This is a genomic window from Candidatus Chloroploca asiatica (genome assembly GCF_002532075.1).
In the GTDB taxonomy this organism is placed as follows: domain Bacteria; phylum Chloroflexota; class Chloroflexia; order Chloroflexales; family Chloroflexaceae; genus Chloroploca; species Chloroploca asiatica.
This window is the reverse complement of record NZ_LYXE01000188.1, coordinates 103,981-130,879: the sequence shown is the minus strand read 5'-3', so window position 1 is coordinate 130,879 and position 26,899 is coordinate 103,981. Positions and strand designations below refer to the sequence as shown.

Below are 26,899 nucleotides of genomic sequence, written 5' to 3'. Positions count from 1 at the left end.
GCGAAGACGCGAAGGGGGATTGACGCAAAGGCGCGAAGGCGCAAAGTAGGGGCACGGCTTGCCCGTGCCCCTCGCCCGTGCCCCGCCCGTTGCACAAAACGCCCCTGCCATTACTGCTGCGCCCACCGGCCCCCGGTGACGCGGCCCGCGCCCCGATGGCACCATGTCCACCGATGTGTACGCGGGGATGGGTGGAGGGGCACGGCGACGCCGTGCCCGTACGGAGATGGTGCCGCCGTGCCTACCCACGGGCAGCATTGCCGCGTGTAGGGGCACGGCTTGCCCGTGCCCCTCGCCCGTTGCCCAAACGCCCCTGTCATCGCTGCTGCGCCCACTGGCGCCCCGGTGACGCAACCCGCACCCGAGGGCACCATGTCCACCGATGTGTACGCGGGGATGGGTGGAGGGGCACGGCGTCGCCGTGCCCCCACGGGTGGATCGCGATGATAGGATGGGCATACCCATACGCCAGAGATGGATGTGTACGCGGGGCAGGTGCCATGCCCACGGGCAGCATTGCTACACAGGGCGATTGCATCTTCCGTGCATGCACCCCACCAGGGCACCCGCAAGGGGTGCCCGGCCCCCGGCCCCCGGCCCCCGTACACCGGCCCCCGGCCCTGTAGGGGCACCCCTTGCGGGTGCCCCTACAGGGCCGGGGGCCGCCGTTTGCGCCGCTGGTTGCATGCACATGCTGCCACAGAGAGCGTATGGTTGTATCCGGTTTCGTATGATGCAATCGCCCTGCATTGCTACGCACCACTGGTTGACATGGATTGGCGCTTGCACTACACTGAACACGATGTAACAACCGTTGCACAAAGCGTGCTTGCAGTCTTCGCTGAGTTGGATACTTCTATGGGCCGCATTGTTGCGATTACCAATCTCAAGGGTGGCATCGGCAAGACGACTACGGTAGTCAATGTGAGTGCCGGCCTGGCGCTGAAGGGTGCTCAGGTGTTGCTTGTTGATGTTGATGCCCAGGGCAATCTGGCGATGGCGCTTGGCCTCAAGCCGCGCCGGACGCTCTATGATGTGCTCGTTGATGGCAAGCGCCCCGAAGATTGCCTGGTCAACGCTCGTCCTAACCTCGATCTGCTGGCTGCCAATGAGTCGCTTTTGACCGCCCAACCCGAGCTTGCACGACGTCCTGATTGGGCGCGGGTGCTCGAGCAGGCGCTGCGTCCAGTACGCTCGAAGTATGATTTTATTTTGATTGACTGCGGCGGCTCGCTGACCGTGCTGAATCTTAATGCGCTCACTGCGGCCAGCGATGTGGTGGTGCCAACGACGGTTGAGCCTTTTTCGATCAAGGGCCTTGAGATGCTGGTGAAGCAGATTATTCAGTTGAAGGGGAGCACGAGTAGCCTGCGGGCGATTGTGCCAACGATGTATGATCCGCGTACCCGCCAGTCTGTTGCGCTCCTCGAGCAATTGCAGGCTCAGTATGGTGCCCAGGTGACCCCTCCGATCCGGGTCAATGTGCGCCTTTCAGAGTCGTCCGCTCAGGGCAAGACGATCTATGAGTTTGATCCTCGTTCGCGTGGCGCACTTGATTATGCGGTGCTGGTTGAGACCTTGAGTACGCTATGGAATTTCAAGCCGCCTGCTGCGCCGCTGTCTGCTCCTTCGCCGAATGGGGCGCAGGCCCCCGTTGCTTCACCTGAGGTTCACCCCCTAACACCTGCCCCGCTCCGTTCTGCCGCTTCGGCCTCTACCCCTGCCCCGGTTGTTGCCGGTGCTGGCAGTATCCTCTCGTCAACCTGTCCGATCTGCGGTGGGCCGCTGCAGCGTGCGACCGTCGCTGGGTATCGGGTCGCGTATTGCGATCACTGCCGCTATCGCCAGCAAGAGCTTGTTTCTGGCCCCCGTCGATGATGCAGCCGGTGGCACGCTTCCGTTTTTCGTCGATTTTGTCCATTGCAGCTCCGACCGGGTTGCTTCTGGTCGGCTTGATGCTGGCATGGCTTGCGCATGATCGTCCGCTCGCGCCGCAGGTTGCACACGGGTGGCTGCGCGCCGATCTGCTGAGTGCGTTGACGCTGTTGCTGCTGGCTGGTTATGGGCTAGCCGCAGTCGTCGTGTCTCAGGCCGATCATTGGCGCACCGCAGTTGTGGCCTGGTGCTATGGGATGGCTGCGTTGACTGGGCACCTGGCCCTTATTGCTGCCCTGGTAATCGTTGGGGTTGCGCTGCAACCTGCCGCGCTGGCTCAACGCCGCTTGGCTTTTGCCTCGGCTTTGGCTACCGCCGGTGGCCTCGTGCTGATTGCGGTGACGAGTGGCAAGTGGCTCTATGCGGCCCTCGGTGCAGGGGCGGGGTTGGTTGGGGGAAGCCTGGTGTTGTTGCTGGTGGGCACCGTGCTGGCATCAAAGGCCCAGTCACACCTTCTGTTTGTCATGGCCTGTTATGCGCTGTTGCGTACCTTTAGCCTGGGGCCGTGGGCACTTCAATGGCTGTTTGTGGCGCTTGTCGCCGGGACAGCGCTGGCCCTCTGGGCAAGTTGGCACGCGACGGTTGCTTCTCGTGCGTTGCTTCCAGGGTGGGTGGAGCTTGTGATGGCGGGTTTCGTGCTGGTCGGGGCTGGCCTTGGGGCTGGCGCCGGGGTTGTGTTGGCCTCGTATGCGTTGCTGATCGGGCCACTGGTGCTGCTCGCTCGGCGTCCGTCGTTCCCCTTGCCCAACTGGCCGCTGCTGGTGCTCGTCTGGATGGCCGTGGCCGCTGCGGTCGCTGGGCGGCTGACGGTACTGGCGATCCTGCTGGGCCTGTCCGGGTTTTTGCTGGCCCTCGCGCTCGCCCGTTGGTCGGCACCTCCGCTGCGCAGTGCGCCTGTTGGTCGGGCTGGAGAGGGGCTGGCGTTGGTTGGCGTCGCTGGTGCCCCGCTCTTTGTCGGGACGCTCGTCGGCCCACTTGTTGCCCAGTTGCAAGCGGGGTTGTCGCCGTATGGTGAACTGGTGGCTTCGCCCTGGACAGGCTTGCTTGTGGCCTATAATGCGGAAAAGGAGTATGTGGCGAGCCTGCCGGTCTTTGTGCTGGTTGCCCTGGGCATGGTGCTTGCGGCGGCTGGCTGGCTGATCCTGCGGGTCATAGGGATACATCGTTCCGCAGATAAGCCGAAGGTTCCAGATCTATGATCGAGTTGCTCGCGGCGCTCGGTCAGGCCTGGCCGCGTCTCTTGTTGTATCCAGGGGGGCTGTTTGCGCTCGGGGCAAGCTGGATGCTCTGCCGATGGCTTGCATGGGTTTCACGCCAGCGGCCCGCGTGCGCAGGGCCAGTGACGCTGGCGAGCCTCCCCGGTCTTCTCCCTCCCATGATCGTGCTTGCCTTGATGCCGCTTGCCCCGGCGCGTGGCTTTCCCTATGGCCTCGATCTTGTGGTGGCCCTGGGTTTGCTTGAGTGGCCGTATCTGCGACGCGGCATAGCAGGGAGTGAGAAGGTTGATCGTATGCTGTTGCTGCGGATGTACGGGCCGTTGCTGCTCGCCGGAGGGGGCATGGCCGAGGCGAACGCGAGTCTCGGGTTGAGCAATCTCTTGACGGTGCCAGAGGCCCCGGTCGCACGTGGTTTACTGCTTGCCAGTGCGCTTCTTTGGCTGGCGAGTCTCCCGCAGATCTTGATGAACCCTTGTGCTGCTGAAGGTGGCTGTAGTGCTGGCGATGGGCCGAAAGAATGGCCGCTTGCGTCGCTGGCCGCACGGCTGCGCGCGCTCGGGTTGGTGCTAATCGGGATGTTAGCCTTGCTTGGATTTGCGTCAGTGCATTCAGAACCGTGGCTAACGGCTACGCAGGCGGGCTGGCTCTTGCCCCCGCTGGTTGGCGTCGTCACGGCTCTGCTGCTGGGCGTGCAATTGCGCATGGCACCGTGGTTGCAGCGGTTCTATGTAGGCCTGCTGGTAGTGCTGGTCGTGGTTCTTCTGGTGTCGAAGAGCGTCGCCTGGTTGGTGTAGGTCAGGCGGCATCCACGCTCTTGTAGCCACCGCGTCCACGAGGCGAGAAGGCATCAGCAAGATTGCTGATAATTGCTGCAGCGAGTTGAAACTCCAGGCGGAGCAACATGCGCAACCCGATGAGATCACGTTCAGCCCACTGCTCAAAAATATCGGTCATCGTGCTGCTGACAATCTGAATATAATCGAGATGCAGTGGTTGACTGCCGGGGAGATAAATCCGGCGTACTTCCACCGCAACTGGTTCCATCTCGGCGGCTTCGGCGGGATAGTAGCGCTGGAACGCGTGAGTCACGGCACGTTGAAACATGCGCACCAGTTCGGCATCAGTGTGATCCTGACGATCACCCAGGGTGGCAATGTAGGTCCACGTAAGATCGAGTGGTTCAACGTCGAGGTTGCGCCCCTCGGCGATCAACTGATGCACGGGCGACCAGGCAAAGCTGAGCTCAAGATAGGGGGGCATATTGCTACTGCTGAGCGGCTCATCGTGATCGGGAAAGAGCTCGATCTTGCAGGTGCGATCATGGGTTGATGGAGTGATGCTTTCAAGAAAGAGATGCTCGTGCAGACCAACTGCCAGCCACGCATCCTCCAACCCGGCCACAAGATCATCATACGTCAACATCGTCAACTCCCTGTATCACGGTATATTGCGCTATTGTACTCTGATTGAGGGTTCAGGGCAATAGGCTCTCATCGCATGTGATACAATGCAACAAGAGTGTTGGCAACATCCTGGTCACTGTGCATCTGGCGATAAGCGTACATCGCCCGTCTTCCAGGACATCCGGGGAGGACCCCATCCTATGAGTGATGATCTCCGTCAAACCTTGCTTGAGCGTGCCGAAGAAGAGCGTGTTGCCTTTGTGAATCTTCAGTTTACCGATGTGCTGGGGATGGTGAAGACGGTCACTATTCCAGTCAGTGAGCTTGAAGATGCCCTTGGTCATGGGGTCTGGTTTGATGGTTCGTCACTCGAAGGGTTTGCCCGAATGGTCGAGAGCGATATGTATCTCGTGCCTGACCCTGCGACGTATGCGTTGATTCCGTGGGATAAACACGAGGGCCTGACAACCGCACGGTTGATCTGCAATATTTATACACCCGATGGCAAACCCTTTGCGGGCGATCCGCGGCATGTCCTGACGAATGCATTGAACCAGGCTGCTGCGCTGGGCTACGGTTTCAATGTTGCACCTGAACTCGAGTTTTTCCTCTTTAAGAGCAATGCCGACGGTATGCCGACCCCGATGGTGCATGATCAGGCGAGTTATTTTGATCTTTCGACCGATCAGGCGACGTTGATTCGGCGTCAGATGGTGCGTGCGCTGAGCCAGCTTGGCATTACCGCCGAGGCTGCTCATCACGAGGTGGCGGCAGGGCAGCACGAGATCGACCTGCGGTATGATGGGGCGCTGCGGGCGGCTGACCATACGATTACGGCACGAGTCGCGCTCAAAGCGATCGCCCAACTCAATGGGCTCTATGCAACCTTTATGCCCAAGCCGCTTGCCGGCGTCAATGGCAATGGCATGCATGTGCATCAGAGTCTGGTTGATCTGGTGACAGGGCAGAATGTCTTTAATGATCCGGATGATCCCTACGGCCTTTCGCCAATAGCGCACCACTTTATTGCGGGTTTGCTGGCCCACGCACCTGGGATGTGTGCGATTCTGGCCCCTCTCGTCAACTCGTACAAACGCCTGGTACCTGGCTTTGAGGCACCGATCTATATCTCGTGGGGGCGTACCAACCGATCGGCGCTCGTTCGGGTGCCGCGCATTACCACCGGGCGCCACCAGAGCACCCGGGTCGAATTGCGTTGTCCTGATCCGGCCTGTAACCCTTACCTGGCGTACGCTGTTATGCTGGTCGCGGGGCTTGATGGCATTAAACGCAAGCTCTCCTTGCGTGAAGCCTCCGAAGAGGATCTCTTTCACGTTGATCCACGGGCTCGTGGCCTGGCGACGCTGCCGTCGTCGCTCGGCGCGGCGCTGGATGCCCTGCGCGAAGATCAAGTGATTATGCAGGCGCTTGGCCCGAATGCGTTTGAGCGTTTTGTTGATGCCAAACAGCAAGAGTGGGAGAGTTATCGCCAGCATGTTTCCGCATGGGAGATCCAGCGCTACCTGGCGATTTTTTAGGGTGGAGCAGGCTGAAAGAGACAAAAAAGCGGGGCTGTGTAAACACAGTCCCGCTTTTTTGTCTACGATTGGTAGCGGCGGCAGGATTCGAACCTGCGACCTTCGGGTTATGAGCCCGACGAGCTGCCACTGCTCCACGCCGCGTTAGTCACCATTAAATTATAACAACGTGGAGAGGTCATGTCAAGCACTTCGCTCTTGATTAAACATGCTGATCGGCTGGTGACGATGGATGCTGCCGGGACTGAGCTTGCCGATGGGGCGGTCTATGCGGTTGATGGGGTGATTACCCATGTCGGGCCGACTGCTTTGCTGCCTCAGGAAGCCGATCAGATCATTGATGCACGTGGCATGCTGCTCATGCCCGGCCTGGTCAATACCCACCATCACTTTTGTCAGACGCTGACGCGCTGTATGGCGCAGGATCGTGATCTCTTTGGCTGGCTCACGACGCTCTATCCGCTCTGGGCCAGGATGACCGTCGAGGCGGTGCAGGTGGCGACGAGGACGGCCCTGGCCGAGTTGTTGCTGACTGGTTGCACGACGACGAGCGATCATACCTATCTGTGGCCCAACGGGGCGCGTCTCGATGATCAGATCGAAGTGGCGGTCGCGATGGGGGTGCGTTTTCATGCGGCACGCGGAAGCATGTCGGTCGGGCAGAGCAAAGGCGGGTTGCCGCCTGACCAGGTGGTTGAAGATGAGGCCCATATTCTCGCTGATTCGCAGCGCCTCATCGAGCAGTACCACGATCCCGCACCGGGGGCGATGCTTCGCATTGTGCTGGCTCCCTGTTCGCCGTTTAGTGTTTCCCCCGCTCTGATGCGCGAGAGTCTGGCACTGGCGCGGAGCTACGGGGTACACGTTCATACGCATCTTGCCGAGACGCTTGACGAAGAGCAGTATTGTCTGGCTCAGTTCGGACGTCGTCCGGTCGAGCTCTGTGAAGATCTAGGCTGGGTGGGGAAGGATGTCTGGCACGCGCACATGGTGCATCCTTCGGCAGCGGAGATCGAGCGTCTAGGGCGCACGCGCACCGGGGTCGCCCATTGTCCGTGCTCAAATATGCGGCTTGCCTCGGGCATTGCGCCCATCGGGGCGCTGCGGCGTGCGGGGGCGCGTGTCGGGTTGGGCGTGGACGGTTCGGCGTCGAATGACGGCTCGCATATGCTCGGCGAGGCGCGCCAGGCCTTGCTCTTGCAACGTGTGCAGGGCGATCCAGCGGCAATGAGTGCGCGTGACGCGCTCTGGCTGGCGACGCGGGGCGGGGCCGAGGTACTCGGGCGTGACGACATTGGGCAACTGGCCCCGGGGTTGTGTGCCGATGTGATTGGCTATCGGCTTGATCAACTGGCGTTCGCTGGGGGTGCGGTGCATGATCCGGTTGCGGCCCTCGTCTTTTGCACGCCACCGCCGGTTGACCTCAGCATCATCAATGGGCGTGTCCGCGTCGCTGAGGGCCACATCCTCGGTCTCGATCTCCCCGTCCAGATCGAACGGCACAACGCCATTGCCCGCGAACTTGCCAACCAGATATAAAGAGGGGTTGTTGACGCTCTGAGCCAGCGCAGTTGGCTCAGAGCGTCAACAACCCCTGACGCGCCCCGATACTCACGGCTTCGGTACGCGAGGTGGCCCCAAGCTTGGTGAAGATCGAGCCAATATGAAATTTGACGGTATGCTCGCTAATCTGTAGCCGTAGGGCGATCTGTTTGTTGGGGAGCCCCTGGCTGAGCAGGCTCAAGACCTCGGTCTCGCGAGGCGTCAATGGTTCAGCAGGGGGTTCGTCGATCAGCCTTGTACCGGGTAATTGCTCGGCAAAGCGCTGGGGCAGCGCGACATAGCCATGCGCGGCGGCATAGATGGCCGCCTGCACCTCTTCAGCCCCCGCCTCTGGCAGGGCAACGGCCCACCCGCTGAGCGCAAGGCTACGCAGCAGGCCGGGCAGCCGCTGATCATCACTGAGCGCAACGAGGGCAACGCCCTCGTCGCCTGCCAGGGCGCGCCCGATGGCGGCCACGTTGTCACCGGCGACCAGGATGACATCGGCGGCAGGGGCAAGCACTGCCCCCGCCGCTTCGCCAATGATCTCAATGGTGTCGCTGGCTGCCATCGCCCGTAGCCCTGCCCGCAGCGCAGGCGTTGGGGCAATCATAAAGACGGTGATCATGGGGTGGCCCGGGGGGCTTGCGCCGCTAGACGGATCGCGGTGGTGAGTGGTTGCCCGCCGCGCAAGCCTTCGATGCGCACAGTATCACCTGGTGTGCGCATCTGCAATGCCGCAAGCAGGGCTTCGGTATTGGGCAGGGGTTGGTCATCAAAGCGCTGGAGCAGATCGCCAACCTGCAAGCCACCCGCGGCGGCTGGGCCGTTGTTCGCTACGGCTGCCACCAGCAAGCCCTGGGTTTGATGATCTTCGCCACCAACCGCCGGTTGCACCGCCAGGCCGAGAAAAACCGGACGGCGCGGCAGACTCGCGGCCCAAGCCTGGGCTACATGGCTGGGGATGGCGACCGCTAGATCGCCCCCAAAGATCATTGCATTGATGCCAACGACCTCGCCGCGTGCGTTGAGCAGTGGCCCTCCTGAATTGCCAGGGGCCAGGCGAACATCAGACCGAATGTAACTGGCCGCTTGCTCGCCTTGTTCAGCCGGAATTTCACCAACTGCACTGACAATGCCTGCCGTTACGATGCCCCGCATGCCCCACGGATTGCCGACCGCAAAGACGAGTTCCCCAACCCGCAGGTGCGTTGAGTCGCCGACCGTTACTGGCGGTAAGAGGCTCTCTTCAACGGCAAGCAGCGCGAGATCAAGCCGTGGATTGCCCGCGATCAGACTAGCCCGATAGCGACGATCATCCGCCGCCACAAGCTCAACCCGCTCGCCAACGCCGGCAATGACATGAAAATTGGTCATCACCGTCTTGCTATCACGCCAGACCACACCCGAACCCGCCCCACGCCGACGTCCTTGCACCTGCACCACACTCGTGCGGGCCTGCGCGGCAAGCGTGGCGGCTTCTATACCAAGCAACATTGCAGCTGAGTTTTGTTCAATAAGAGTCATCTTTTTTATCCTTTGCAACGGGCGCTGAGCTTAGCAGTGTGCGTTGCTAACTTCGCTGGCCCACAGTGACGAGGGCCGTAAAGAGCGACCCACCTCGCAGTACCTGTACCGGCACTTGCTTGCCAACGCGGTCACCAACCAGCAGAGCCTGCAACTCGTCGGTGTCGGTGAGCGGATGCCCGTCAAACGTAATCAAGACATCACCGAGCAATAGGCCGCCCTGCGCCGCCGGACTGCCTGGTTCGACGCGCACAATCAGCAACCCGTGGGTCTGACTCTGTCCTCCGCGCTGACCCTCGGGCAACTCGACGGGTTGGCTACTAATGCCAAGAAAGCCGCGTTTGATATAGCCTGTTGCCCCAAGGGTTGCGGCAATCCGCCAGGAGAGTGCGGCTGGGACACCAAGCGCAACCCCGTTGATCAAGCCGGTGGTCAAGACGGCGGCAACCTTCCCTTCGGCATCAATCAAGGCTCCTCCGGAAAAGCCAGGATAGGGGATCGCATCAGTCTGGACATATTGCTCAAGCATTGCCCCGCGCCGCCCGCGTAAAGGTCCGCCGGTGGCACTGATAATCCCAAATGAGGCCATTGGACTGCTGCCGGGCCGTCCCACGGCGAGAATCAACTGACCTACACGGGCCGGACTTTCGACAAACGTCGCCGGAGTTGTCCCGAGATTATCAATGCGCAGCAAGGCAAGATCACTGGCATGGTCACGCCCAGCCAGTTGGGCGGGCAGGATACGGCCATCAGGCGTTGCAATGGTCAGATCATCATCGCGTTCTAGCACATGGTCGGCTGTCAGCACCGTATCGTTTGTCACCACAATGCCGGTAGCCGGGCCGCGTGTTCGTCCACGCACCTGCACCAGACTCATTCCAATCTGTTCGACGGCATCCGCCATTTGGGTCGAAATCATTGCCAGGGCCGAAGCTTCATTTGTTTCCATAAGATTGTATGCTTTCTTGTTAAGCCTATCACGCTAAAAAAGCGCTCCTTTCCTCGGAGGGGCTGAGGCCATCGGCCTCAGCCCCTCCGAGGATCTACAGATACTATAAACCGGTACGGAGCGCCATGCCATCGGCAACCTGGTTAGCCGCGACCTGGAAAATTGATGAGGTGACGGTAGAGGTTGTTTCTAATTCATTCAGCCTGATCGCTAGATGCTTGTTTGCCTGTTGCAACTGGATGTTCAGTTGTCGCAGCGCGAGATGGGTTGCAACACGTGCAAGCACTTCCTCGGGATGCATCGGCTTGGTGACGTAGTCGATCCCGCCAGCACGGAAGGCATTGACTTTGGCGTTGGTGTCATCAAGGGCACTGATGAAAATAATCGGAATTTGATGATTCATAGGATCTGTTTTTAAGATCGAACAAACCTCAAATCCATCAATATCAGGCAAGCGAATATCGAGTAAAATAAGCTCTGGTGGACTATGCTTGACCGCAGCTAGGGCACGTTCCCCATTCGTGACGGCACGCACGCGATATCCAGCCCCCTGGAGTACCTGAACCAGTAAGCGAAGATTGGCCGGTGTGTCGTCGACAATTAAAATGTCGTTGCGAGTTTATGCCTGCGATGATTGAACCATTGTGAAGAACCGGGTGGCTGATCGCGGCGTAGCCGCAAGGAGCTACCACAACTACCTTGACAGATCCGTTTGTTTGGTTTGCAAGATCTCAGTGTCTTTGTATTATAACATTGAGAAAATCTTGTATCATATGTCCGATGATCGTCAGTCAGCCTTGGTCGGTGGGCTGTCATTCAGCGAGGATGGAGGTTACGTGTGGATAGTCGTCTCAAACGGGCTGCTCGTGGCTCGGTGCTGGTGCTTCGTTATAGCTTCGGAGCGTTCTTCCTCTATGGAGCTTACCACAAGATTACGCGAGGTTGGCTCTCTAGCCCGGTGATGCGTGAGCATTTTCTCCAGCGTCTTTCCGAAATTGACCCCGACTCTTTTTCGGCAGCGTATCTGCGCATGTTTGCCATTCCGTGGTATCGCCCTGTCGCTTGGGTGTTGACCCTTGGGCAGGTGGTTGTGGCGATTGGGATGTTGTTTGGTGTGTCGGTGCGGTCAAGTGCTGCCCTGGCGCTCTTTTTACTGACCAATATCTCGGCTGGCTCGTTCTATAATGTGACCATGCCGCCCTTTTTTGCCGCTTCGCTCGTGTTGATGGCGACCCCCTCGGGCCACTGGCTCGGCCTTGACAAGCAACTCCACGAGCGTTATCCCGATGCGCCCTGGTTTAAGTAAGGTCTCTGTCAACGAAGTTTTTGGCTCAGCTAAGGTCTGCCGCTCGCAAAAAAGCCAGCTATGCTGGCTTTTTTGCAAAACAAGATTTCCTACGCCCAGAAGAAGAACCGGCTTCACGAGGCCAACCCTGCCTGCGCCAGCGTCCACGCCGCACGCCGCACCCACTCTTCCCAGGCTGCTGCTTGCCCCGCTGCACGGACAAGCAGTGCGGCAATCTGTCCCATCATCAGGGCATGGTGGGTGCCGGGTTCGAGGTCTGGTGCCTCGCGCCTGGTCATGATGTACTGCTCGAGAAAGATCGCCCAGAGTACAGGTGGCAGTTGGCGAAACCGTATTGTCCAGTCGACCCACGCGAGATCAAGCCGTGGATCCCCCCACCCCGCCCATTCCCAGTCGAGCAGACTCAGCCCACGCGCCCCCCAGAGAAGATTGTGAAGCCCCGCGTCGCCGTGGATCAACCGTGGTGCGGTTGGCTGCCAGACAGGATGCGCGATGGCCGCGATCAGGTTGCGGGTGAGCGTGTCGGGCAGGGGTAATTCAGCCAGTCGGGGTGCCAGGTTGCCTATTTGCACATGGATCGCGAGCCCCTCTGTCGGCGGGATCTGGCTGTCCGCCGGCGTTTGTTGATGCAGGCGGGCCAGGGTGTGACCGAGGGCTTGATAGATTGGGATCAGATCTGCTGCTGGTCGGCCCACAAACCTTAGCCCTGGGAGGCCGGGCCGACGCCGCATGACCAGGATGCTCCATGCATCATCGTCAAGCAGGGCGAGCGTTGTCGGCGCACCGAGCCGTTTGCCTGCCAGCAAGCCAAGGATGGTCGCTTCGTGGCGTAGGTCATGGCGCTTGCCAGGTTGCTCGGCAGCTTTCAAGACACACGGTGTGGTGCCAATCCGTAGGGCGAGACTCATGTTCGAAACGCCACCAAAGGTTGGCCTGATTGACGTGATCGCTTGCCCGGCAAAGTGCTCCTCTAAACGTTTGGCGATTGCAGTGGGAAGCATGGTTGTCTGCCTTCGTCTCACCTGCATAAGGTGCATGAGTCATGGTACAATATACCCCATGTTAGACCAGATTGACCTATCGGTGGCGCTCGATAAGGCTGAATATCGCGCCCAGATTTCGCAGCTCCAGTTGCGTTTGTACGCCTTACAGCAGGCGATGCTCGAAGCACGGGTGCCGGTCATTGTTGTTTTCGAGGGCTGGGCCGGTACGGCCAAAGCGCGTACGATTGGGGTGATGGTGCGTCGCCTCGATCCGCGTGGTTTACGGGTGCATTCGATTACTCCGCCACGTACCTCGGAAATGCAATACCCCTGGCTTTACCGTTTCTGGCAAAAAATCCCAAGCTATGGACGGATGGCAATCTTTGATCGCTCGTGGTACCGTGAAATGCTCGCCGAGCGTACTGCTTCAGATGCCGATCCCCAACGCTGGCGGGTGCGTTGTGAGAATGCAGCCGCTTTTGAGCGCCATCTATCGAATGATGGCACGGTGATCCTCAAGCTCTGGTTGCATATCTCTGAACGTGAACAAGCTCATCGCTTTAAGAGCATTCTCAAAGATCCGCTGACGGCCCATCAGGTCACTGGTGAGGATCGTCGCCAGCATCGCCATTATCATGCCTATGCCGATGCGGTTGAAGATATGATCGCACGTACCAGTACCAGTTATGCTCCCTGGCACGTCATCCCGGCAACGAATAAGTACTACGCCCGCGTTGCGGTGATGCAGGCCGTGATTGCCGGTATTGAGGATCGCCTCGGTCGTAAAGCAACTCCCGTTGCTGATGATGTACGTGATGCGGGCCTTGACGACGCGAGTGCCGCCTTCCGTCGCCAGCGCCGTTCAATGCCCAATGGCCTGACCTCGCCCCTCCCCCAACCTCCTGTTGTGCCAAGTGCTATTCCTTTTGAGCCGATGCGAACTGAGGTCGCCCATATTCTGCGCCGCGTTGATTTGACGCTGACCCTCGATGAAAAGAGTTATGGCAAACAGGTCAAACAACTCCAGGCCCAACTCTATCGCATTGGGTTGCAACTCTATCACAAGCGCCGCCCGGCGGTGCTCGTTTTTGAGGGCTGGGATGCCGCTGGCAAGGGCGGGACAATCCAACGCCTCACCGCTGAGATTGATCCCCGTAGCTATGTTGTCCATACTATTGCGGCACCTGAAGGTGAAGACAAGATCCATCATTATCTCTATCGCTTCTGGCGTCGCCTGCCCCCCCGTGGTCAGTTTGCGATCTTCGATCGCTCGTGGTACGGGCGGGTGCTTGTAGAGCGTGTCGAAGGCTTTGCCCGCCCCGACGAATGGTCGCGCGCCTATGCCGAAATCAATGAGTTCGAACGCCAGTTGATCGATTTCGGTGCCGTCGTCTGTAAATTCTGGCTCCATTTTAGCCCCGAAGAACAACTTCGTCGTTTTGAGGCCCGTAAGACGGTGCCCTATAAGGCGTGGAAACTCACCGATGAGGATTGGCGCAATCGCGACAAATGGCCGCTCTATGAAGAAGCCGTTGATGAGATGCTCTTGCGTACTTCTACGCCAGCCGCCCCCTGGACGGTCGTTGAGGCTGAGGATAAACGCTTTGCTCGTATCAAGGTGCTCCGTACCGTTGTGCAACGCTTCGAGGCTGAACTCGGCAAGGTTGAGTTGTAGTAGTTCTGTCGGATGTGGAAAGGGGTGGTCTGGCTCCGCGTAGCCATATCACCCCTTCATACTTCGATCAACGAGACTAGCGCTACCAGGCCAAAGCCGGTGATAATCACGCCTGAAACCAGGTTGACGATGCGGAGTACTCTGGGCGTCAGGCGTCCGTGGAGCAAGCCGGCTGCACTGCTCAACATCAACCACCAGAGCGCCGAGCCTGCTCCCACGCCAACAATCAGCAAGATGGCCTCGCCTGGCGTCTCGGCGCTGCTCCCAATGCCGAGCCCCGCAAAGATTGCCGCAAAGGCAATGATCGTCGCGGGATTGGTGATCGTCAGGAAGAGGGTTGAACCATATGCGCCTAGGAGACCGCGGGCTGTGGCCTGGGCTGCTTTGTCTGATGGTTGTTCGCGCATGGTTCGTATCCCCAGATAAATGAGGAAAAGACCACCGAGCAGACGTGTCCAGAAACTCAGCCCGATCAGCAGACTCGTGAGCATGCTCAGGCCAAGTACGGCAATCGTCCCATAGATCAGGTCAGCCGTCGCTGCCCCCAACCCCGAAACAAAGCCGGTCAGTTGCCCATCACGCAGGGTGCGTTTGATGCACAAGACACCGATTGGCCCTACCGGGGCCGCAATCGCTAGGCCGAACAAAGCTCCACGTACAAACAAGCTATAATCCATACCTGTACCACCGTAGTGTGTTGCGTCAAAGTAGTTATGTTAGCATACAAAATGTAGCATCAGGCTAGTATGCCGCTCTTTCGACCTCCACACCTCAGTCGAAATGCTTATTTCGCAGGCGACAAGCGCCATGATCTGAGTATAATTTGGGTAGTCTTGGTTCTGGAGGCGGGGGCCCCTGGGAATCGCGCTTATGCTGGCGAAAACGGCCAGTTTTAGAAGAGCGGCAGCAATGATCAAACGCAATAAAATTATTTCGGCTGACGAAGCGGTGCGCCTTATTCTGGATGGCGATACCATCGCCACCAGTGGCTTCGTTGGCATTGGGTTCGCCGAGGCGCTGGCCGTTGCCCTCGAAGAGCGCTTTCAGACGACGGGCCATCCACGTGATCTCAGTCTCGTTTTTGCGGCTGGCCAGGGTGATGGTCGTCTGCGTGGGCTCAACCATTTTGCCCACGATGGCATGGTCAGACGTGCCGTTGGTGGGCACTGGGGCCTCGCTCCTGCGCTCGGGCGCATGGCGCTTGAGGGGCGCATCCAGGCCTATTGTTTGCCCCAGGGGGTCATCTCCCACCTCTTTCGGGCGATCGCCGGACGCAAACCAGGCGTCATTACCCACGTGGGCCTCCGTACCTTTGTTGATCCCCGTCTTGAGGGCGGTCGCCTCAATCAGATGACCACCGAGCAGATTGTTGAGGTGGTTACGCTCGCAGGCCAGGAGTACCTTTTCTATAAGGCGTTTCCGATCAATGTGGGCCTGATTCGCGGGACGACCGCCGATGAAGAGGGCAATATCTCGATGGAGCGTGAAGCGTTGACGCTCGAGAGCCTCTCGCTTGCCCAGGCCGTCAAGAATAGCGGCGGGGTCGTCATTGCGCAGGTCGAGCGCGTCACTACGGAACATCTGCGGAGTCCGAAAGAAGTCAAGATCCCTGGCATTCTCGTGGATTGTGTCGTGGTGGCCCCGCCTGAGTTGCATCCGCAAACCTTTGGGGAACCGTATAATCCAGCCTATACCGGCGAAGTGCGCGTTGGGCGCGGGCGGCTTGTTCCGATGGCGTTGACGTCACGCAAGGTGATCGCACGCCGCGCTGCGCAGTTTCTGCGTATCAATGCGATCGTCAACCTTGGCATTGGAATGCCCGAAGGCGTTGCAGCGGTTGCCAATGAAGAGGGCATCCTCGATCTGATTACGCTGACCGTCGAACCCGGCGGCATTGGCGGGATCCCCGCCGGTGGTCTGAGCTTTGGCGCAACAGCGAATGCGCAGGCGATTATTGATCAGCCCTATCAGTTTGATTTCTATGATGGCGGTGGTCTTGATCAGGCCTTCCTGGGCATGGCACAGGTTGATGTCCATGGCAATGTGAATGTGAGCCGCTTTGGGCCGAAATTTGCTGGCGCAGGCGGCTTTATCAATATTAGCCAGACGGCGCAAAATCTCTATTTCCTCGGTACGATGACGGGCAATGCCGTGGTCAGCGTGGAAAATGGCAAGCTCTGCATTGTGCAGGAAGGGACGACGCGCAAGTTTGTCGAACAGGTCGAGCAGGTGACGTTTAGCGGGGCCTATGCGGTCTCGCGGGGTCAGCAGGTGCATTATCTGACCGAGCGTGCGGTCTTTCGGCTGACGCCCGAGGGCCTCGAGGTGATCGAAATTGCCCCCGGACTCGATCTCGAACGCGATGTGCTCGCGTTGCTCGCGTTCCGCCCGCAGATCAGCCCCGACTTGCGCGTGATGGACGAGCGCATTTTTGCCGAACGCCCGATGGGCCTCGGGCAACGCTCGGTGTTGAGCCTTGAAGAACGTACGTGCTATGATCCTGAGATGAATCTCACCTTTGTCAATTTCGAGGGGCTGAACCTGATCTCGCCCGAGGATGTTCACGAACTTGCTGCTTATCTCGATGGTTTTTTTACTAGTATTGGCCGCCAGACCAATGTGATCGTCAATTATGATAACTTTAATCTGAACCCGAATGCTGCCGATGCGTTTTATACGATGGTGCGACACAATACCGAACGCTATTTCCTCTCGTCGACCCGCTACTCCACCCATGCCTTCTTCCGCCGCCAGCTCGGAGCAAGCCTCGAAGGTATTCAGATGGCGCAGGAGATCTATCGTAGTTTCGATGAGGCCCGTGAAGGGCTTGGTTAAGACATGCTAACAATGCTGGTGTTTGCTGCGCTCCAAGGGCCTATTGTCCGCTTAAAACGAGCGCACACCCTATGCACGGAACTTGTTTATATACCAGGAACTTTCGTCAAGTGGTATAATAGCCCCCGTTGATCGTAGTACGCACTGTAAACTACATTGCCCGCTTGGGCCTCCATGTAGCGGCAAGGAGCCCCCCTATGCCCCCAAAGGCACAGTTCACACGCGAAGATGGGATCTATCATTCGTTTTGTGGCCTGGTCAGTGTTGGTTGGTTGTATCAGAAGATCAAGGATAGCTTCTTTCTCATTCTTGGCACCCATACCTGCGCCCATTTGCTCCAAAATACGATGGGCGTGATGATTTTTGCCCGCCCACGCTTCGCCATTTCGTTGCTTGAAGAAGCTGATCTCTCTTCGGCTCAGCCTGCCATTGCTGACCAGATCGCCGAGATTACCCGTGAACACCACCCCTCTGTGATCTTCTTGCTCTCCTCCTGTACCCCCGAAGTGATGAAGGTTGAGTTTGAGGGCCTCGCGCAATCAGTCAGTACCCCCGAGGTGCCGGTGCTCTTTGTGCCTGCTTCTGGCCTCGATTTTACCTTCTCCCAAAGCGAAGATTCGGTGTTGCAGGCGTTGATTCCGTTCTGCCCCGAGGCTCCACCCGATGATAAACGGGTTGTCTTCCTCGGTTCGGTCAATGATGCGATTGCCGATGATTTTCTCTTTGAGGCCTCGCGCCTGGGTATTCCCGTCGCTGGTTTTCTTCCCGCGAATCATTTCCACGAACTGCCGCCGATTGGCCCGGGGACAATCATTGCACCTCTGCAACCTTTCCTCGCCAAGGTGGCGAATCAACTGACCAACGATCGTGGCGCGACGGTGATGTCGTCGCTCTTTCCCTTTGGACCCGATGGCTGTCGTGCGTTCTGGGAAGACCTTGCGGCGCATTTTGATCTGAAGGTTGATCTGAGTGAGCGTGAAGCGGCGTCCTGGGCGCGGATCAAAGAGCATACCGATCTGCTCAAGGGCAAGAAGGTCTTTCTGTCCGCCGATACGCTGCTTGAATTGCCCCTGGCCCGCTTTATTCGTGCCGCTGGTGCCGAGGTGCTTGAGTGTTCGACGCCTTATATTAACCGCCGCTTCCACGCCCGCGAGCTGGCCTTGCTCGATGGGGTACGCCTGGTTGAACAGGCCAACTTCGAGCGCCAGTTGCGCAGTATCGCCGAAGAACAGCCCGATCTCGTGATCTCCAATATTATTACCGCTAATCCACTCATTGGTCACGGGGTGGTTGCGAAATGGGGTACCGAGTTTATCTTTTCCCCTATTCATGGCTGGGCCGGCGTCAATACCCTCGTGAGCCTCTTTACCCGAGCTCTCCGCCGTCACGCTCGTCTTGACCCCCTTGGCAATGATCCGGTCTGGATGGCAGGTGTGATGCCGGGTGCCCCTGAGATCATTCCGCTTACCCGCGGGTGAGCCTATGCTGATGGAGTGAGCGCATGCGACTGGCTTATTGGATGTACGAAGGTACGGCCCATCACGGCGTCGCTCGAGTGATGAACTCGATGCGCAAGACCCACGCTGTCTTTCATGCCCCTCAAGGTGATGGGTATGTGAATACGATCTTTACGATGCTCGAACGGACGCCTGGGTTTCCGGCGATGACGACGAGTGTGGTGAGCGGTACCGATCTCGCCCGTGGGACGCTTCGCCTTCCCGAGACGCTCCGCCAGGTCGAGGCTGCGCAGCATCCCGATCTGATTGTGGTGGTTGCTTCGTGCTCGACGATTTTGCTGCAAGAAAATCTGGAGATTGCTGCGCATCAGTCGGGGCTCGCTTGCGAGGTGATGGTCTATGATGCGAATCCCTATCGGATGCAAGAGACCGCCGCCGCCGAGGGGCTCTTTACCGAGTTGGTGAAGAAGTATGCGACCTCTCAACCCCTGACCCCGATGCCGAGTGTGAATATCCTTGGGCCTTCATCACTCGGCTTTCACGCTCGCCACGATCTGATCAGTCTACGCCGAATCTTCAAGACACTCGGGGTGGCCGTTAATGTGGTGGCCCCATGGGGTGCCAGTGTTGATGATCTCCGTCGCTTGCCAGCGGCTTGGCTCACCATTGCGCCCTACCGCGAGCTCGGTCGGCTCGCCGCCGAATATCTCGAGGCGCAGTTTGGTACCGCGGCGCTCTGTGATGCGCCGATCGGGGTTCAACCAACGCTGCGCTGGCTCGATGCGGTGGTCGAGCAACTCAATACGGTTGGCGCACGCCTTGCCGTGCCGCCATCACCGCTCAAGCTTCCCCCGCTCACCGAGTTTTCGCTTGATGGTATGTCGGCTCCTTCGAATGTGCCCTGGTTTGCCCGTACGGCCGATATGGAGAGCTTTTCGGGGAAGAAGGCGTTTGTCTTTGGCGATGCAACCCATACCGTCGGTGTCACCAAGTTCCTTGCTGATGAACTGGGTATGCCAATTGCCGGTGCCGGTACCTATCTCGTCAAGGAGGCTGACTGGGTGCGGTCGCAACTCCAGGGCTATGTCAGCGATGCGGATTTCCTCGCCACCGATGAGTTTCAACAGGTGGCTGACCGGATCGGTCAGTTGCGCCCGGAACTCGTCTGTGGGACGCAGATGGAACGGCATACCGGTCGTCGGTACGATCTGAATGTGATGGTTATTTCGTCGCCAACCCATATCGAAAATCACTTGCTTGCCTATCGCCCATTCCTCGGTTTTGATGGGGCCGATGTGATTGCCGATGAGGTCTCGACGACCTGTACGCTTGGTATGGAGAAGCATCTCATTGATATGTTTGGTGATGCCGGGCTCGAGCTCGTTGAGTCCCCCTCTGTTCCGTCGGCTGATCCGGTGCTTGTGAGCAATGGCAAGGCCGCTGTGGCACCAGTTGCTGTGGTCGCTGATGTGGTCAAGCCAACGAACGGCCATGCGCCGGAAGGACAACCGTCCAATGGGGTTGCTTCGTCGGCAGGTGCTCCGACATCTGGTCAGGCTACCCCTGCGCCTGTCGTGAATCCAGTCTGGACCGCTGATGGCGAAGCGATGCTCAAGAAGATCCCCTTCTTTGTCCGTGGTCGCGCACGGGGCAATATCGAGAAGTATGCCCGTGAACATGGAATCGCGACGATTACCGCCGAGGTGCTGCTGGCTGCTAAAGAGCATCTCGGTGCCTAGATTCAGGTGAAGTATGACCATGACAGCCCGACCGCTTCACGAGATTACCCTGCTTTCGCAGGCCGAGCGGTTCAAAGGTCGCCCGAAGCTGTGTAGTGATTGTGGGGTCTGTGGCGGTGAATTGCGTCCGATGATGGCCGCTTCGTGTGTCTTTGTCAACAACAAGCACGAAGAGTTTGAACGTCAGTTCCACGGGCGCAACCGTCGCGATGGCGATGAGTTGCTCTTTGGGGTGCATCGGGCCATCCATATCGCCCGGATGCGCACGCCCAATCTCGAAGCGCAGTGGAGTGGGATTATCACGTCGCTTGCTGCTTTGTTGCTCGAGCGGGGTCTGGTCGAGGGCGTCATTACGACGAAAGCCGCCCCCGGTACCCGCTGGGCTCCGCTGCCCTTCTTGGCGCGTACACCTGAAGAGGTGCGGGCGAGCGCAGGTAATAAGCCCTGCCTCTCGCCGAATCTTGAGGTGCTCGACGAGGTTCGGGCCGCTGGCCTCAAGCGCCTTGCCTTCATTGGTACCGGTTGCCAGGTGCATGCGCTGCGTGCCCTTGAGCCGGAACTCGGCCTCGAGCAGTTGTATGTGATCGGGTTGCCCTGTACCGATAATACATCGTACCCCGATCTCCAGCGCTTCTTGAAGGTTGCCTCGAAGTCGCCCGAGACGATTGTGCATCACGAGTTTATGCAGGATTTTCGTGTCTGGATGCGCCATGAAGATGGTCATACCGAGACGATCAATTTTGTTGATCTTGATGTCAGTGCCCTCGGCGGTGAGCGCGGGGTCTTCCCGGCTGCCTGCCTCAGTTGTTTCGATTATCAAAATGGTCTGGCCGATCTCACGGTGGGCTATCTCGGGGCTCCCTTGCCCCCCGATCAACGCTGGCAATGGATGTTTGTCCGTAACGAGCGCGGCGAAGAGCTCTTTGAGTTGATCCGTCCCTCACTTGAACTCGGTCAGCGTACCGAGGGTGGCGACCGTCGGGCCGGCATTCAGGCCTATGTGGGGATGTTGCGCAAGCCCCGCAAACGGCCCCCGTTGCCGGTGCGCAAATTTGTCGCCTGGCTCCAACGCTCGAAAGGTCCCAAAGGGGTTGAGTTTGCCCGCAGTGTGATCGAACAGAAACTGCTGCGCAATCTCGTCTATGTCCGTGACCAGTTCCCCCGCCACGAACAGCGTATTGTGCCCGGGTACGTCTATCGTGCCCTCGCCTATACCGCCGATGTCTATGCCCGTGAGTTCGGTCGCCCCCTTGCACGTGTCCCCGCCGAGGCAGCGACCAGAAGCGAGGCTTGAGTTGAAGGAGAAAGCTTCATGTCCCTGATTCTTGCAGTCTATGGCAAAGGCGGAATTGGCAAATCAACGACCAGTGCCAATCTCTCGGCGGCAATGGCCCTCAAAGGGGCGAAGGTGTTGCAGATTGGCTGTGACCCGAAACACGATAGTACCTTCCCGTTGACCGGCTTGCTCCAGCCGACCGTGATTGATGTGCTCGAAGAGGTTGATTTCCATATTGAGGATGTCGCCCGCGAGGATGTGATTCTGACCGGTTTTGCCGGGGTTGATACGCTCGAAGCGGGTGGCCCGCCTGCCGGCAGTGGCTGTGGGGGCTATGTGGTTGGCGAGACGGTCAAGTTGCTCAAAGAGTTTGGTCTCTATCATAAGTATGATGTGATTCTCTTTGATGTGCTTGGGGATGTGGTCTGTGGTGGCTTTTCGGCACCGCTCAACTATGCCGATTACGGCATTATCATTGCCTGCAATGATTTTGATAGCATCTTTGCCGCCAATCGCCTCTGCCTCGCCATCCAGCAGAAGAGTCAACGCCATAAAGTGCGGATGGCGGGCTTGATTGCGAATCGGGTCGATCCTGATTTTGGAGGAACGGGTCTCCTTGAGCAGTTTGTTGAGACCGTTGGTACCAAGATTATCGGGCGGGTTCCCTATCACGACTTGATCCGTCGCTCGCGCCTGGCAGGCAAGACCCTCTTTGACATGGAAGGTGAAGGCAAAGAGGATTGCCTCCGTCCTTTCAATGAGATGGCCGAATATCTCCTTGGTCAACCCGAATCGACGATCCCGAATCCAATGCACGACCGTGCGATCTTTGATGTGGTGGGCGGATGGAAGTAGATTATGTTTTTGTGAGCGAAGGCGGTCTGCTACGCAGGCCGCCTTCGCTCGCAAAAACCTGGTTTGGAAGGTGTTAGGTGGGATGATGTCCCTCAAAAGGTAACGTCCATGGATCCATCACGAAACTATGCTCTCGCTGGAGCTGCGCTCTTCAATCCGATGGCGTCCGTCTACTGGCTTGATGTGTTGCGTGGGCGCAAGCCCGGGGTTGGTCTTGCGCTCGTGAGTGCCGCTGGGGCCGCCTGTGCTGCCCTTGCCTCGCCGCGTGAGCAGCCGTTGCGTGCGGTTGGCACTGGCCTGCTGGCGGCGGCAGGCGCAGCCGTGACCGGGGTGGTTCTACAACGCTTTGTTACCTGGGTAGAGCAGCGCGATGGCCCTCCTGCCGCCCCCGATGCACGCGATCTGCTGGTTCCGGCGGCAGCCGTTTGTGGCGCCGTTGTTGGTGCCGTTGCCCTCGGGGGACGTGCGCCGATTAGCTATGCCCCCTACAATGGCAAACCTGGTCATTATCGCTGGATCTCTGAAGGACCGTATACCGCTGCCCGGATCACCGCCTGGAGTGGCTATCTGTTGCATCAACTGGCCGTCTGGGGATGCATTTATGCGGCCCAACGCGCTCGCCCATCCTATGATGATGGGATGCGACCACTAAATTGGACGGCGCTTGCTGTCAATGCTGCTGGGGTCGGGTTGCACTATGCGCAGACACGCCGGTATTATGATGGACTCGCGGTCGATGTGCCCGAAGGGACGTCACTTGGCTCGGCAGCCTTTATGCTGATGCTGATTCTGGCGATGGAGACGCCCCGCCGTGGTTTGATCATGGGCCTGAAGCGTCCGGGTTTGCCTCCTGAACTGGTTCGCTTTGTGCGCCGTTACCACGGGTATATCTTTAGCTGGGCGACCGTCTATACCTTCTGGTACCATCCGATGGAGCCACTGCCCTCGCATCTTGGTGGGCTCTACCATATGATGCTTCTCTTTGTGCAATCCTCTTTGCTCTTTACCAATGCGCACCGTGAACCGCGCTGGACATTGGCGCTCGAGATGCTGGTCTTGCCGCATGCTGTGATCACAACCTTGCAGAAAGGCAGCGGTTTTGAGGGCATGTTCACCTTTGGTTTTCTTGGTATGTTTGTGTTGGCGCAGATGCACGGTCTTGGCTTGAGCAAAGAGGCTCGTCTTGGGATCGGTTCGACGTATGCAGCCTCAGCCCTTGCCTGGTATGGTTTACGGCGCGAAATGCATCGCTTGCCTGACATTCTGCGCGTACCAATTCTCGAATACGGCATTGTTGGCATCCTCGCCGGATTGTCATTGTTGATGCGGGCAATGCGTCGTGGTTCACAGCGTATAGCGGCCCCTGGCGGTGCTGTCTGAGTAGTCTGGGAAAAAAGTTGCCTGATATTCTGGAGTGCCGGCTTCGGGTATATGGTAGTGCCGACTTCAGTCGGCTGAGCCGGAAGCCGACTGAAGTCGGCACTACCTGATGTCATTCTTAAAAACCATGAGCCGGCTGAAGCCGGTACTCCCTTCAGCAGCAGCGTAGCGGGCTACAAGTTCCTGATGCAGGTGTACGAAGTTATCACGCTTCGTGCGCCTCTATTTTTGTGCAAAGATCGAGGGCCTGTTGTAGTTGTTCCAGGCTTTGTGCCAGCGCAAAGGTTACGTCAGGCTCGGGCATAGCGTCGTTGTACAGGATGCTCGCTGCGTGCAACAGACGTGCGTGGCTCTCTTCGAGGGTGGCCTGAAGCCGGATGAGGTTATGTCTGAGGGTTGCCTCGGTGGTGGATCGTGTTTGTTGACCGTATTGTTGCTGGCGGAGGCGATCAAAAGTCTGGCGGAGGAGGGGGATTGCTGCTGCGAGGGTGCGACGGGCAGAATGGTTTAAGGGTGGATCACAGCCAAGTAGGAGAAGCCCGGGTTTCCCGTGGCTTGTCGGTAAAATCCCGGCAATATGGATGCTACCGGTCAGAGGCACCAGGCCCCCCGGCAGCACGGTAATGCCAACGAGTTGCATGGCAGACTGCACGGCTGGCAAGGCATAGATCGCCACAACTTCGTCGGCAGTTGGCGCCGACATCCCGACGCTGAGTGGCACGACCTCAGGCATGAGCAATAAACCACTCTTTGCCTGCGTACATCGGGCAAAAGTTTCCAGGGTTACCTGTGCTGCTTCACTCAGTTCTTGAATTGAGCCAAGTTGCAAGGCTAGATTGTAAAGCAACTCACTGTCAGGTTTCGCGTGAAAGGTCGTATCCAACGTTTGTGACCACAACTTTTATTCTGCGGGCAATCCTATTCAGTATACCAAAAACTCAGGTTTGACGCACGACTCTGCCCTCGCTATAATGCCATGAATATCCTGAAGCACAGGACGAGGAGTAACTTTCATGAGTCAGCCACAGAGTCGGCGTGGTCGTCGAGTCGCCGAACGAAAGCGTAATCCACTGATCCCCTTCTACTGGGCGATCGGTGCTCTAGTTGTTTTGGGGGCGGCCTTTTTGATCACCTTTGCGGTGCGGGGTGGGTTCGGTGGCGGTGAAGTGCCAACAATCAATGCGCAAACTGGGCAGACGCCCGAGGGCTTCTGGTTTAAGGGGAATCCCGAGGCGGCGGTTACGGTTGTGGAATATGCCGACTATCGTTGTCCTGCCTGTGCGTTCTTTGATCGGAATATGTCGCCAATTATTACGCGTGACTATGTTGAGACCGGCAAAATCCAGATGATCTTTCATGAATTTCCTTTGAACAACAATGCACAGGCGATTGCAGCGGCGGAAGCCGCTCGCTGTGCCGGTGATCAGGGCCAGTTCTGGGAAATGAACCATCTCTTGATGACTAATCAAGGTCAGTGGGCACAACTGAATAACGTCAACAATGTCTTTTCGGGGTATGCAGGTCAGCTTGGCCTGGATCGGGCGGCTTTTGATAGCTGTATGAGCGCAGGGACGCACAATGCAGCCATTCTCGCTGCCGTCGAGAGCTCGGTTGTCCGGGGCGTGACGGGCACACCCTCGTTTGATGTGAATGGGCAACTGGTCGATATGAATGGCCTGCCTGGGGCCATTGAGGCAGCGCTACGCACTGCCGGCCAATAAGCGTTGTTCCACCCAAACGGCCTTTGGCAAAGTGATGCGGTTGCTCGTAGGGCAACCGCATCGCTTTGCAATTGACATCGTATCAGCAGAGGTCTATAATGCCGTGGTTACGAAACCTGAGCACGAGGAGTAGTTGAACGCCGTGCGTAGCAGAGAAATCATTTCAATCTTAGGGATTGTGATCATTGCGGCCCTCGCCCTCTGGATCAATCTGGCCCCTAACCAGATGGCGCTTGGGCGCGATGTCAGTTTTCGCTTGGGCCTCGATTTGCAAGGCGGCATTCAAGTCTTGCTGCGAGCGAATGATCCTGATGTTGATCGCGAACAGATGGAAATTGCCCGTGGGGTGATCGAGCGCCGGGTCAATGCCCTCGGTGTTGGTGAGACGGTGGTGCAGGTTGCCGGCAATGATCGCCTGATCGTTGAGTTGCCTGGTGTTGATGGTCCCGAGCAGGCCGTTGAGACGCTGCGTGGCACCGGGCGCCTTGAGTTCATTGACTCGCAGGGCCAGTATCTGCCTCCAGGTGCGGTGATTCGCACCACAGGGAGCCCCAATCCGGCTTTGCCTGAGGGGATCGAAGAGATCCAGAGCCTTGATGATCTCGGGCCAGTTTTTGAGAGCATTACTGATGGGGCTGACCTTGATACCAGTGCGGTTCAGCCAGCCTTTTCGCAGGGTGGGGTCGCTGGGAGTCGTCCGGCTGTGTCGTTTGCCTTTACTGGCGAGTCGGCTCAACGTCTGGCAGCGTTTACCGCCCGGAATGTTGGCCAACCGATGTGCATTGTGCTCGACAATGTTGTCATCAGTTGCCCCCAGATCAACGCGGCCCTCCGTGATGGCTCGGGCGTCATTGAGGTCAATGATGTCAATGACCGCGACAATATTCTCAATCAGTTGAAGTATGGCGCGTTGCCCGTGCCGCTCGTTGTCGAAACAAGCCGCAGTGTCACGGCAACCCTAGGCCAAGAGTCGGTTGAGTCAAGCGTAATCGCGGGCTCGATCGGGTTGAGTCTGGTCGCCATCTATATGATTGCCTTCTACCGGTTTCCTGGTCTCCTGGCAACCCTGGCGCTGGCGCTCTATGTCTTGATGAGTTTTGCCCTGTATCGCCTGATTCCGATTACGCTTACCTTGCCTGGCATCGCTGGGTTCGTGCTCTCGATTGGTCTGGCGGTCGATGCCAACGTGCTGATCTTTTCACGCCTGCGCGAAGAGTATCGGCGTGGGCGCGATATTCATAGTGCCCTTGAATTTGGCTTTGAGGAATCATGGTCAGCGATCCGTGATTCGAGTGTTTCGACGTTGATCACGAGCATCGTGCTCTTTATCTTTGGCAATAGCTTTGGCGTGAGCATTATTCAGGGGTTTGCCCTGACGCTGGGTCTCGGTATTCTGCTCAGTCTCTTTACGGCTGTGGTGGTGACACGTACCTTCCTGCGCCTCTCGACGCCAATCTTTCGGGATGACCGGGCATGGATCTTTGGCATTGATCGCACCAAACCGGCGGTGGCACCCTCTACCGCTGAGGCGATCTGATATCCTTCTGTGGAGTGGTACGTC

Annotated in this window: 23 protein-coding genes and 1 tRNA gene; 15 read left to right on the top strand and 9 right to left on the bottom strand. The window is 58.3% G+C overall.

Annotation, left to right across the window (positions count from 1 at the left end):
• The first annotated feature begins 858 nt into the window (after window positions 1-858).
• Genes A9Q02_RS22705 through A9Q02_RS22695 form a run of 3 tightly spaced genes read left to right on the top strand, consistent with a single transcriptional unit; the run spans window position 859 to window position 3,946 of the window.
• On the top strand, window positions 859-1,878 hold the full coding sequence (locus A9Q02_RS22705; protein ID WP_097655366.1) for an AAA family ATPase: 1,020 nt from the start codon (window positions 859-861) through the stop codon (window positions 1,876-1,878).
• 8 nt (window positions 1,879-1,886) lie between these two features.
• The gene (locus tag A9Q02_RS22700) at window positions 1,887-3,134 is read left to right on the top strand and encodes a hypothetical protein (RefSeq protein ID WP_141509139.1); all 1,248 of its coding nucleotides are present in this window, start codon (window positions 1,887-1,889) and stop codon (window positions 3,132-3,134) included.
• Window positions 3,131-3,946, top strand: coding sequence for a hypothetical protein (locus A9Q02_RS22695; protein ID WP_097655359.1), 816 nt, complete (start codon window positions 3,131-3,133; stop codon window positions 3,944-3,946). Before A9Q02_RS22700 ends, A9Q02_RS22695 begins: the two co-directional genes overlap by 4 nt.
• Before the next feature lies 1 nt (window position 3,947).
• On the opposite strand, the gene A9Q02_RS22690 is transcribed toward A9Q02_RS22695, so the two are convergent.
• On the bottom strand, window positions 3,948-4,574 hold the full coding sequence (locus A9Q02_RS22690; RefSeq protein ID WP_097655358.1) for a hypothetical protein: 627 nt from the start codon (window positions 4,572-4,574) through the stop codon (window positions 3,948-3,950).
• A gap of 181 nt (window positions 4,575-4,755) precedes the next feature.
• On the opposite strand from A9Q02_RS22690, the gene glnA reads away from it, so the two are divergent.
• Window positions 4,756-6,093 (top strand): type I glutamate--ammonia ligase, encoded by a 1,338-nt coding sequence (glnA, locus tag A9Q02_RS22685; RefSeq protein WP_097655357.1) that lies wholly within the window; start codon window positions 4,756-4,758, stop codon window positions 6,091-6,093.
• A 69-nt stretch (window positions 6,094-6,162) separates the two neighbouring features.
• On the opposite strand, the gene A9Q02_RS22680 is transcribed toward glnA, so the two are convergent.
• A tRNA-Met gene (locus A9Q02_RS22680) sits at window positions 6,163-6,237 on the bottom strand.
• 36 nt (window positions 6,238-6,273) lie between these two features.
• Between A9Q02_RS22680 and A9Q02_RS22675 the strand changes: the two genes are divergently transcribed.
• Window positions 6,274-7,632 carry an 8-oxoguanine deaminase gene (locus A9Q02_RS22675; protein WP_097655356.1) on the top strand — a complete coding sequence of 453 codons (1,359 nt, stop codon included), beginning with the start codon at window positions 6,274-6,276 and terminating at the stop codon, window positions 7,630-7,632.
• A gap of 37 nt (window positions 7,633-7,669) precedes the next feature.
• On the opposite strand, the gene A9Q02_RS22670 is transcribed toward A9Q02_RS22675, so the two are convergent.
• The 4 genes from A9Q02_RS22670 to A9Q02_RS22655 all read right to left on the bottom strand — a co-directional run bounded on the left by A9Q02_RS22670 (window position 7,670) and on the right by A9Q02_RS22655 (window position 10,712).
• Window positions 7,670-8,248 carry a helix-turn-helix transcriptional regulator gene (locus A9Q02_RS22670; protein WP_245860822.1) on the bottom strand — a complete coding sequence of 193 codons (579 nt, stop codon included), beginning with the start codon at window positions 8,246-8,248 and terminating at the stop codon, window positions 7,670-7,672.
• Between the two features lie 11 nt (window positions 8,249-8,259).
• Window positions 8,260-9,162, bottom strand: a complete 903-nt coding sequence (locus A9Q02_RS22665; protein ID WP_245860821.1) for a S1C family serine protease — start codon at window positions 9,160-9,162, stop codon at window positions 8,260-8,262.
• A 46-nt stretch (window positions 9,163-9,208) separates the two neighbouring features.
• Window positions 9,209-10,111 carry a S1C family serine protease gene (locus A9Q02_RS22660; protein ID WP_097655354.1) on the bottom strand — a complete coding sequence of 301 codons (903 nt, stop codon included), beginning with the start codon at window positions 10,109-10,111 and terminating at the stop codon, window positions 9,209-9,211.
• A 103-nt stretch (window positions 10,112-10,214) separates the two neighbouring features.
• Window positions 10,215-10,712, bottom strand: a complete 498-nt coding sequence (locus A9Q02_RS22655; RefSeq protein ID WP_281256950.1) for a response regulator — start codon at window positions 10,710-10,712, stop codon at window positions 10,215-10,217.
• 237 nt (window positions 10,713-10,949) lie between these two features.
• Here A9Q02_RS22655 and A9Q02_RS22650 point away from each other — a divergent pair, with 237 nt between their 5' ends.
• Entirely contained in the window at window positions 10,950-11,417 is a 468-nt protein-coding gene (locus tag A9Q02_RS22650; RefSeq protein WP_097655352.1) for a MauE/DoxX family redox-associated membrane protein, read from the top strand.
• Between the two features lie 113 nt (window positions 11,418-11,530).
• Here the strand turns inward: A9Q02_RS22650 and A9Q02_RS22645 are convergent, their stop codons facing one another.
• Window positions 11,531-12,418 (bottom strand): phosphotransferase family protein, encoded by an 888-nt coding sequence (locus A9Q02_RS22645; RefSeq protein ID WP_172451283.1) that lies wholly within the window; start codon window positions 12,416-12,418, stop codon window positions 11,531-11,533.
• Window positions 12,419-12,476: 58 nt separating this feature from the next.
• Here A9Q02_RS22645 and A9Q02_RS22640 point away from each other — a divergent pair, with 58 nt between their 5' ends.
• Complete coding sequence (locus A9Q02_RS22640; RefSeq protein WP_097655350.1) at window positions 12,477-14,075, top strand: hypothetical protein; 1,599 nt, start codon at window positions 12,477-12,479, stop codon at window positions 14,073-14,075.
• 56 nt (window positions 14,076-14,131) lie between these two features.
• Here A9Q02_RS22640 and A9Q02_RS22635 read toward each other — a convergent pair whose 3' ends face one another.
• Entirely contained in the window at window positions 14,132-14,752 is a 621-nt protein-coding gene (locus tag A9Q02_RS22635) for a LysE/ArgO family amino acid transporter (RefSeq protein ID WP_097655349.1), read from the bottom strand.
• Window positions 14,753-14,984: 232 nt separating this feature from the next.
• Between A9Q02_RS22635 and A9Q02_RS22630 the strand changes: the two genes are divergently transcribed.
• The 6 genes from A9Q02_RS22630 to A9Q02_RS22605 all read left to right on the top strand — a co-directional run bounded on the left by A9Q02_RS22630 (window position 14,985) and on the right by A9Q02_RS22605 (window position 23,617).
• Window positions 14,985-16,910, top strand: a complete 1,926-nt coding sequence (locus A9Q02_RS22630) for an acyl CoA:acetate/3-ketoacid CoA transferase (RefSeq protein WP_245860820.1) — start codon at window positions 14,985-14,987, stop codon at window positions 16,908-16,910.
• 197 nt (window positions 16,911-17,107) lie between these two features.
• Window positions 17,108-18,388 carry a ferredoxin:protochlorophyllide reductase (ATP-dependent) subunit N gene (bchN, locus tag A9Q02_RS22625; protein WP_097655347.1) on the top strand — a complete coding sequence of 427 codons (1,281 nt, stop codon included), beginning with the start codon at window positions 17,108-17,110 and terminating at the stop codon, window positions 18,386-18,388.
• Window positions 18,389-18,411: 23 nt separating this feature from the next.
• On the top strand, window positions 18,412-20,106 hold the full coding sequence (locus A9Q02_RS22620; RefSeq protein ID WP_097655346.1) for a ferredoxin:protochlorophyllide reductase (ATP-dependent) subunit B: 1,695 nt from the start codon (window positions 18,412-18,414) through the stop codon (window positions 20,104-20,106).
• Between the two features lie 13 nt (window positions 20,107-20,119).
• On the top strand, window positions 20,120-21,400 hold the full coding sequence (locus A9Q02_RS22615; protein WP_097655345.1) for a Coenzyme F420 hydrogenase/dehydrogenase, beta subunit C-terminal domain: 1,281 nt from the start codon (window positions 20,120-20,122) through the stop codon (window positions 21,398-21,400).
• Between the two features lie 18 nt (window positions 21,401-21,418).
• On the top strand, window positions 21,419-22,237 hold the full coding sequence (gene bchL, locus A9Q02_RS22610; protein WP_097655344.1) for a ferredoxin:protochlorophyllide reductase (ATP-dependent) iron-sulfur ATP-binding protein: 819 nt from the start codon (window positions 21,419-21,421) through the stop codon (window positions 22,235-22,237).
• A 108-nt stretch (window positions 22,238-22,345) separates the two neighbouring features.
• Window positions 22,346-23,617, top strand: coding sequence for a hypothetical protein (locus tag A9Q02_RS22605; protein ID WP_097655343.1), 1,272 nt, complete (start codon window positions 22,346-22,348; stop codon window positions 23,615-23,617).
• Between the two features lie 205 nt (window positions 23,618-23,822).
• Here the strand turns inward: A9Q02_RS22605 and A9Q02_RS22600 are convergent, their stop codons facing one another.
• Window positions 23,823-24,500, bottom strand: a complete 678-nt coding sequence (locus A9Q02_RS22600; protein ID WP_097655342.1) for a hypothetical protein — start codon at window positions 24,498-24,500, stop codon at window positions 23,823-23,825.
• Between the two features lie 130 nt (window positions 24,501-24,630).
• Between A9Q02_RS22600 and A9Q02_RS22595 the strand changes: the two genes are divergently transcribed.
• Entirely contained in the window at window positions 24,631-25,338 is a 708-nt protein-coding gene (locus tag A9Q02_RS22595) for a DsbA family protein (protein ID WP_097655341.1), read from the top strand.
• 142 nt (window positions 25,339-25,480) lie between these two features.
• Window positions 25,481-26,875, top strand: coding sequence for a protein translocase subunit SecD (gene secD / locus A9Q02_RS22590; RefSeq protein WP_097655364.1), 1,395 nt, complete (start codon window positions 25,481-25,483; stop codon window positions 26,873-26,875).
• Window positions 26,876-26,899: the final 24 nt, after the last annotated feature.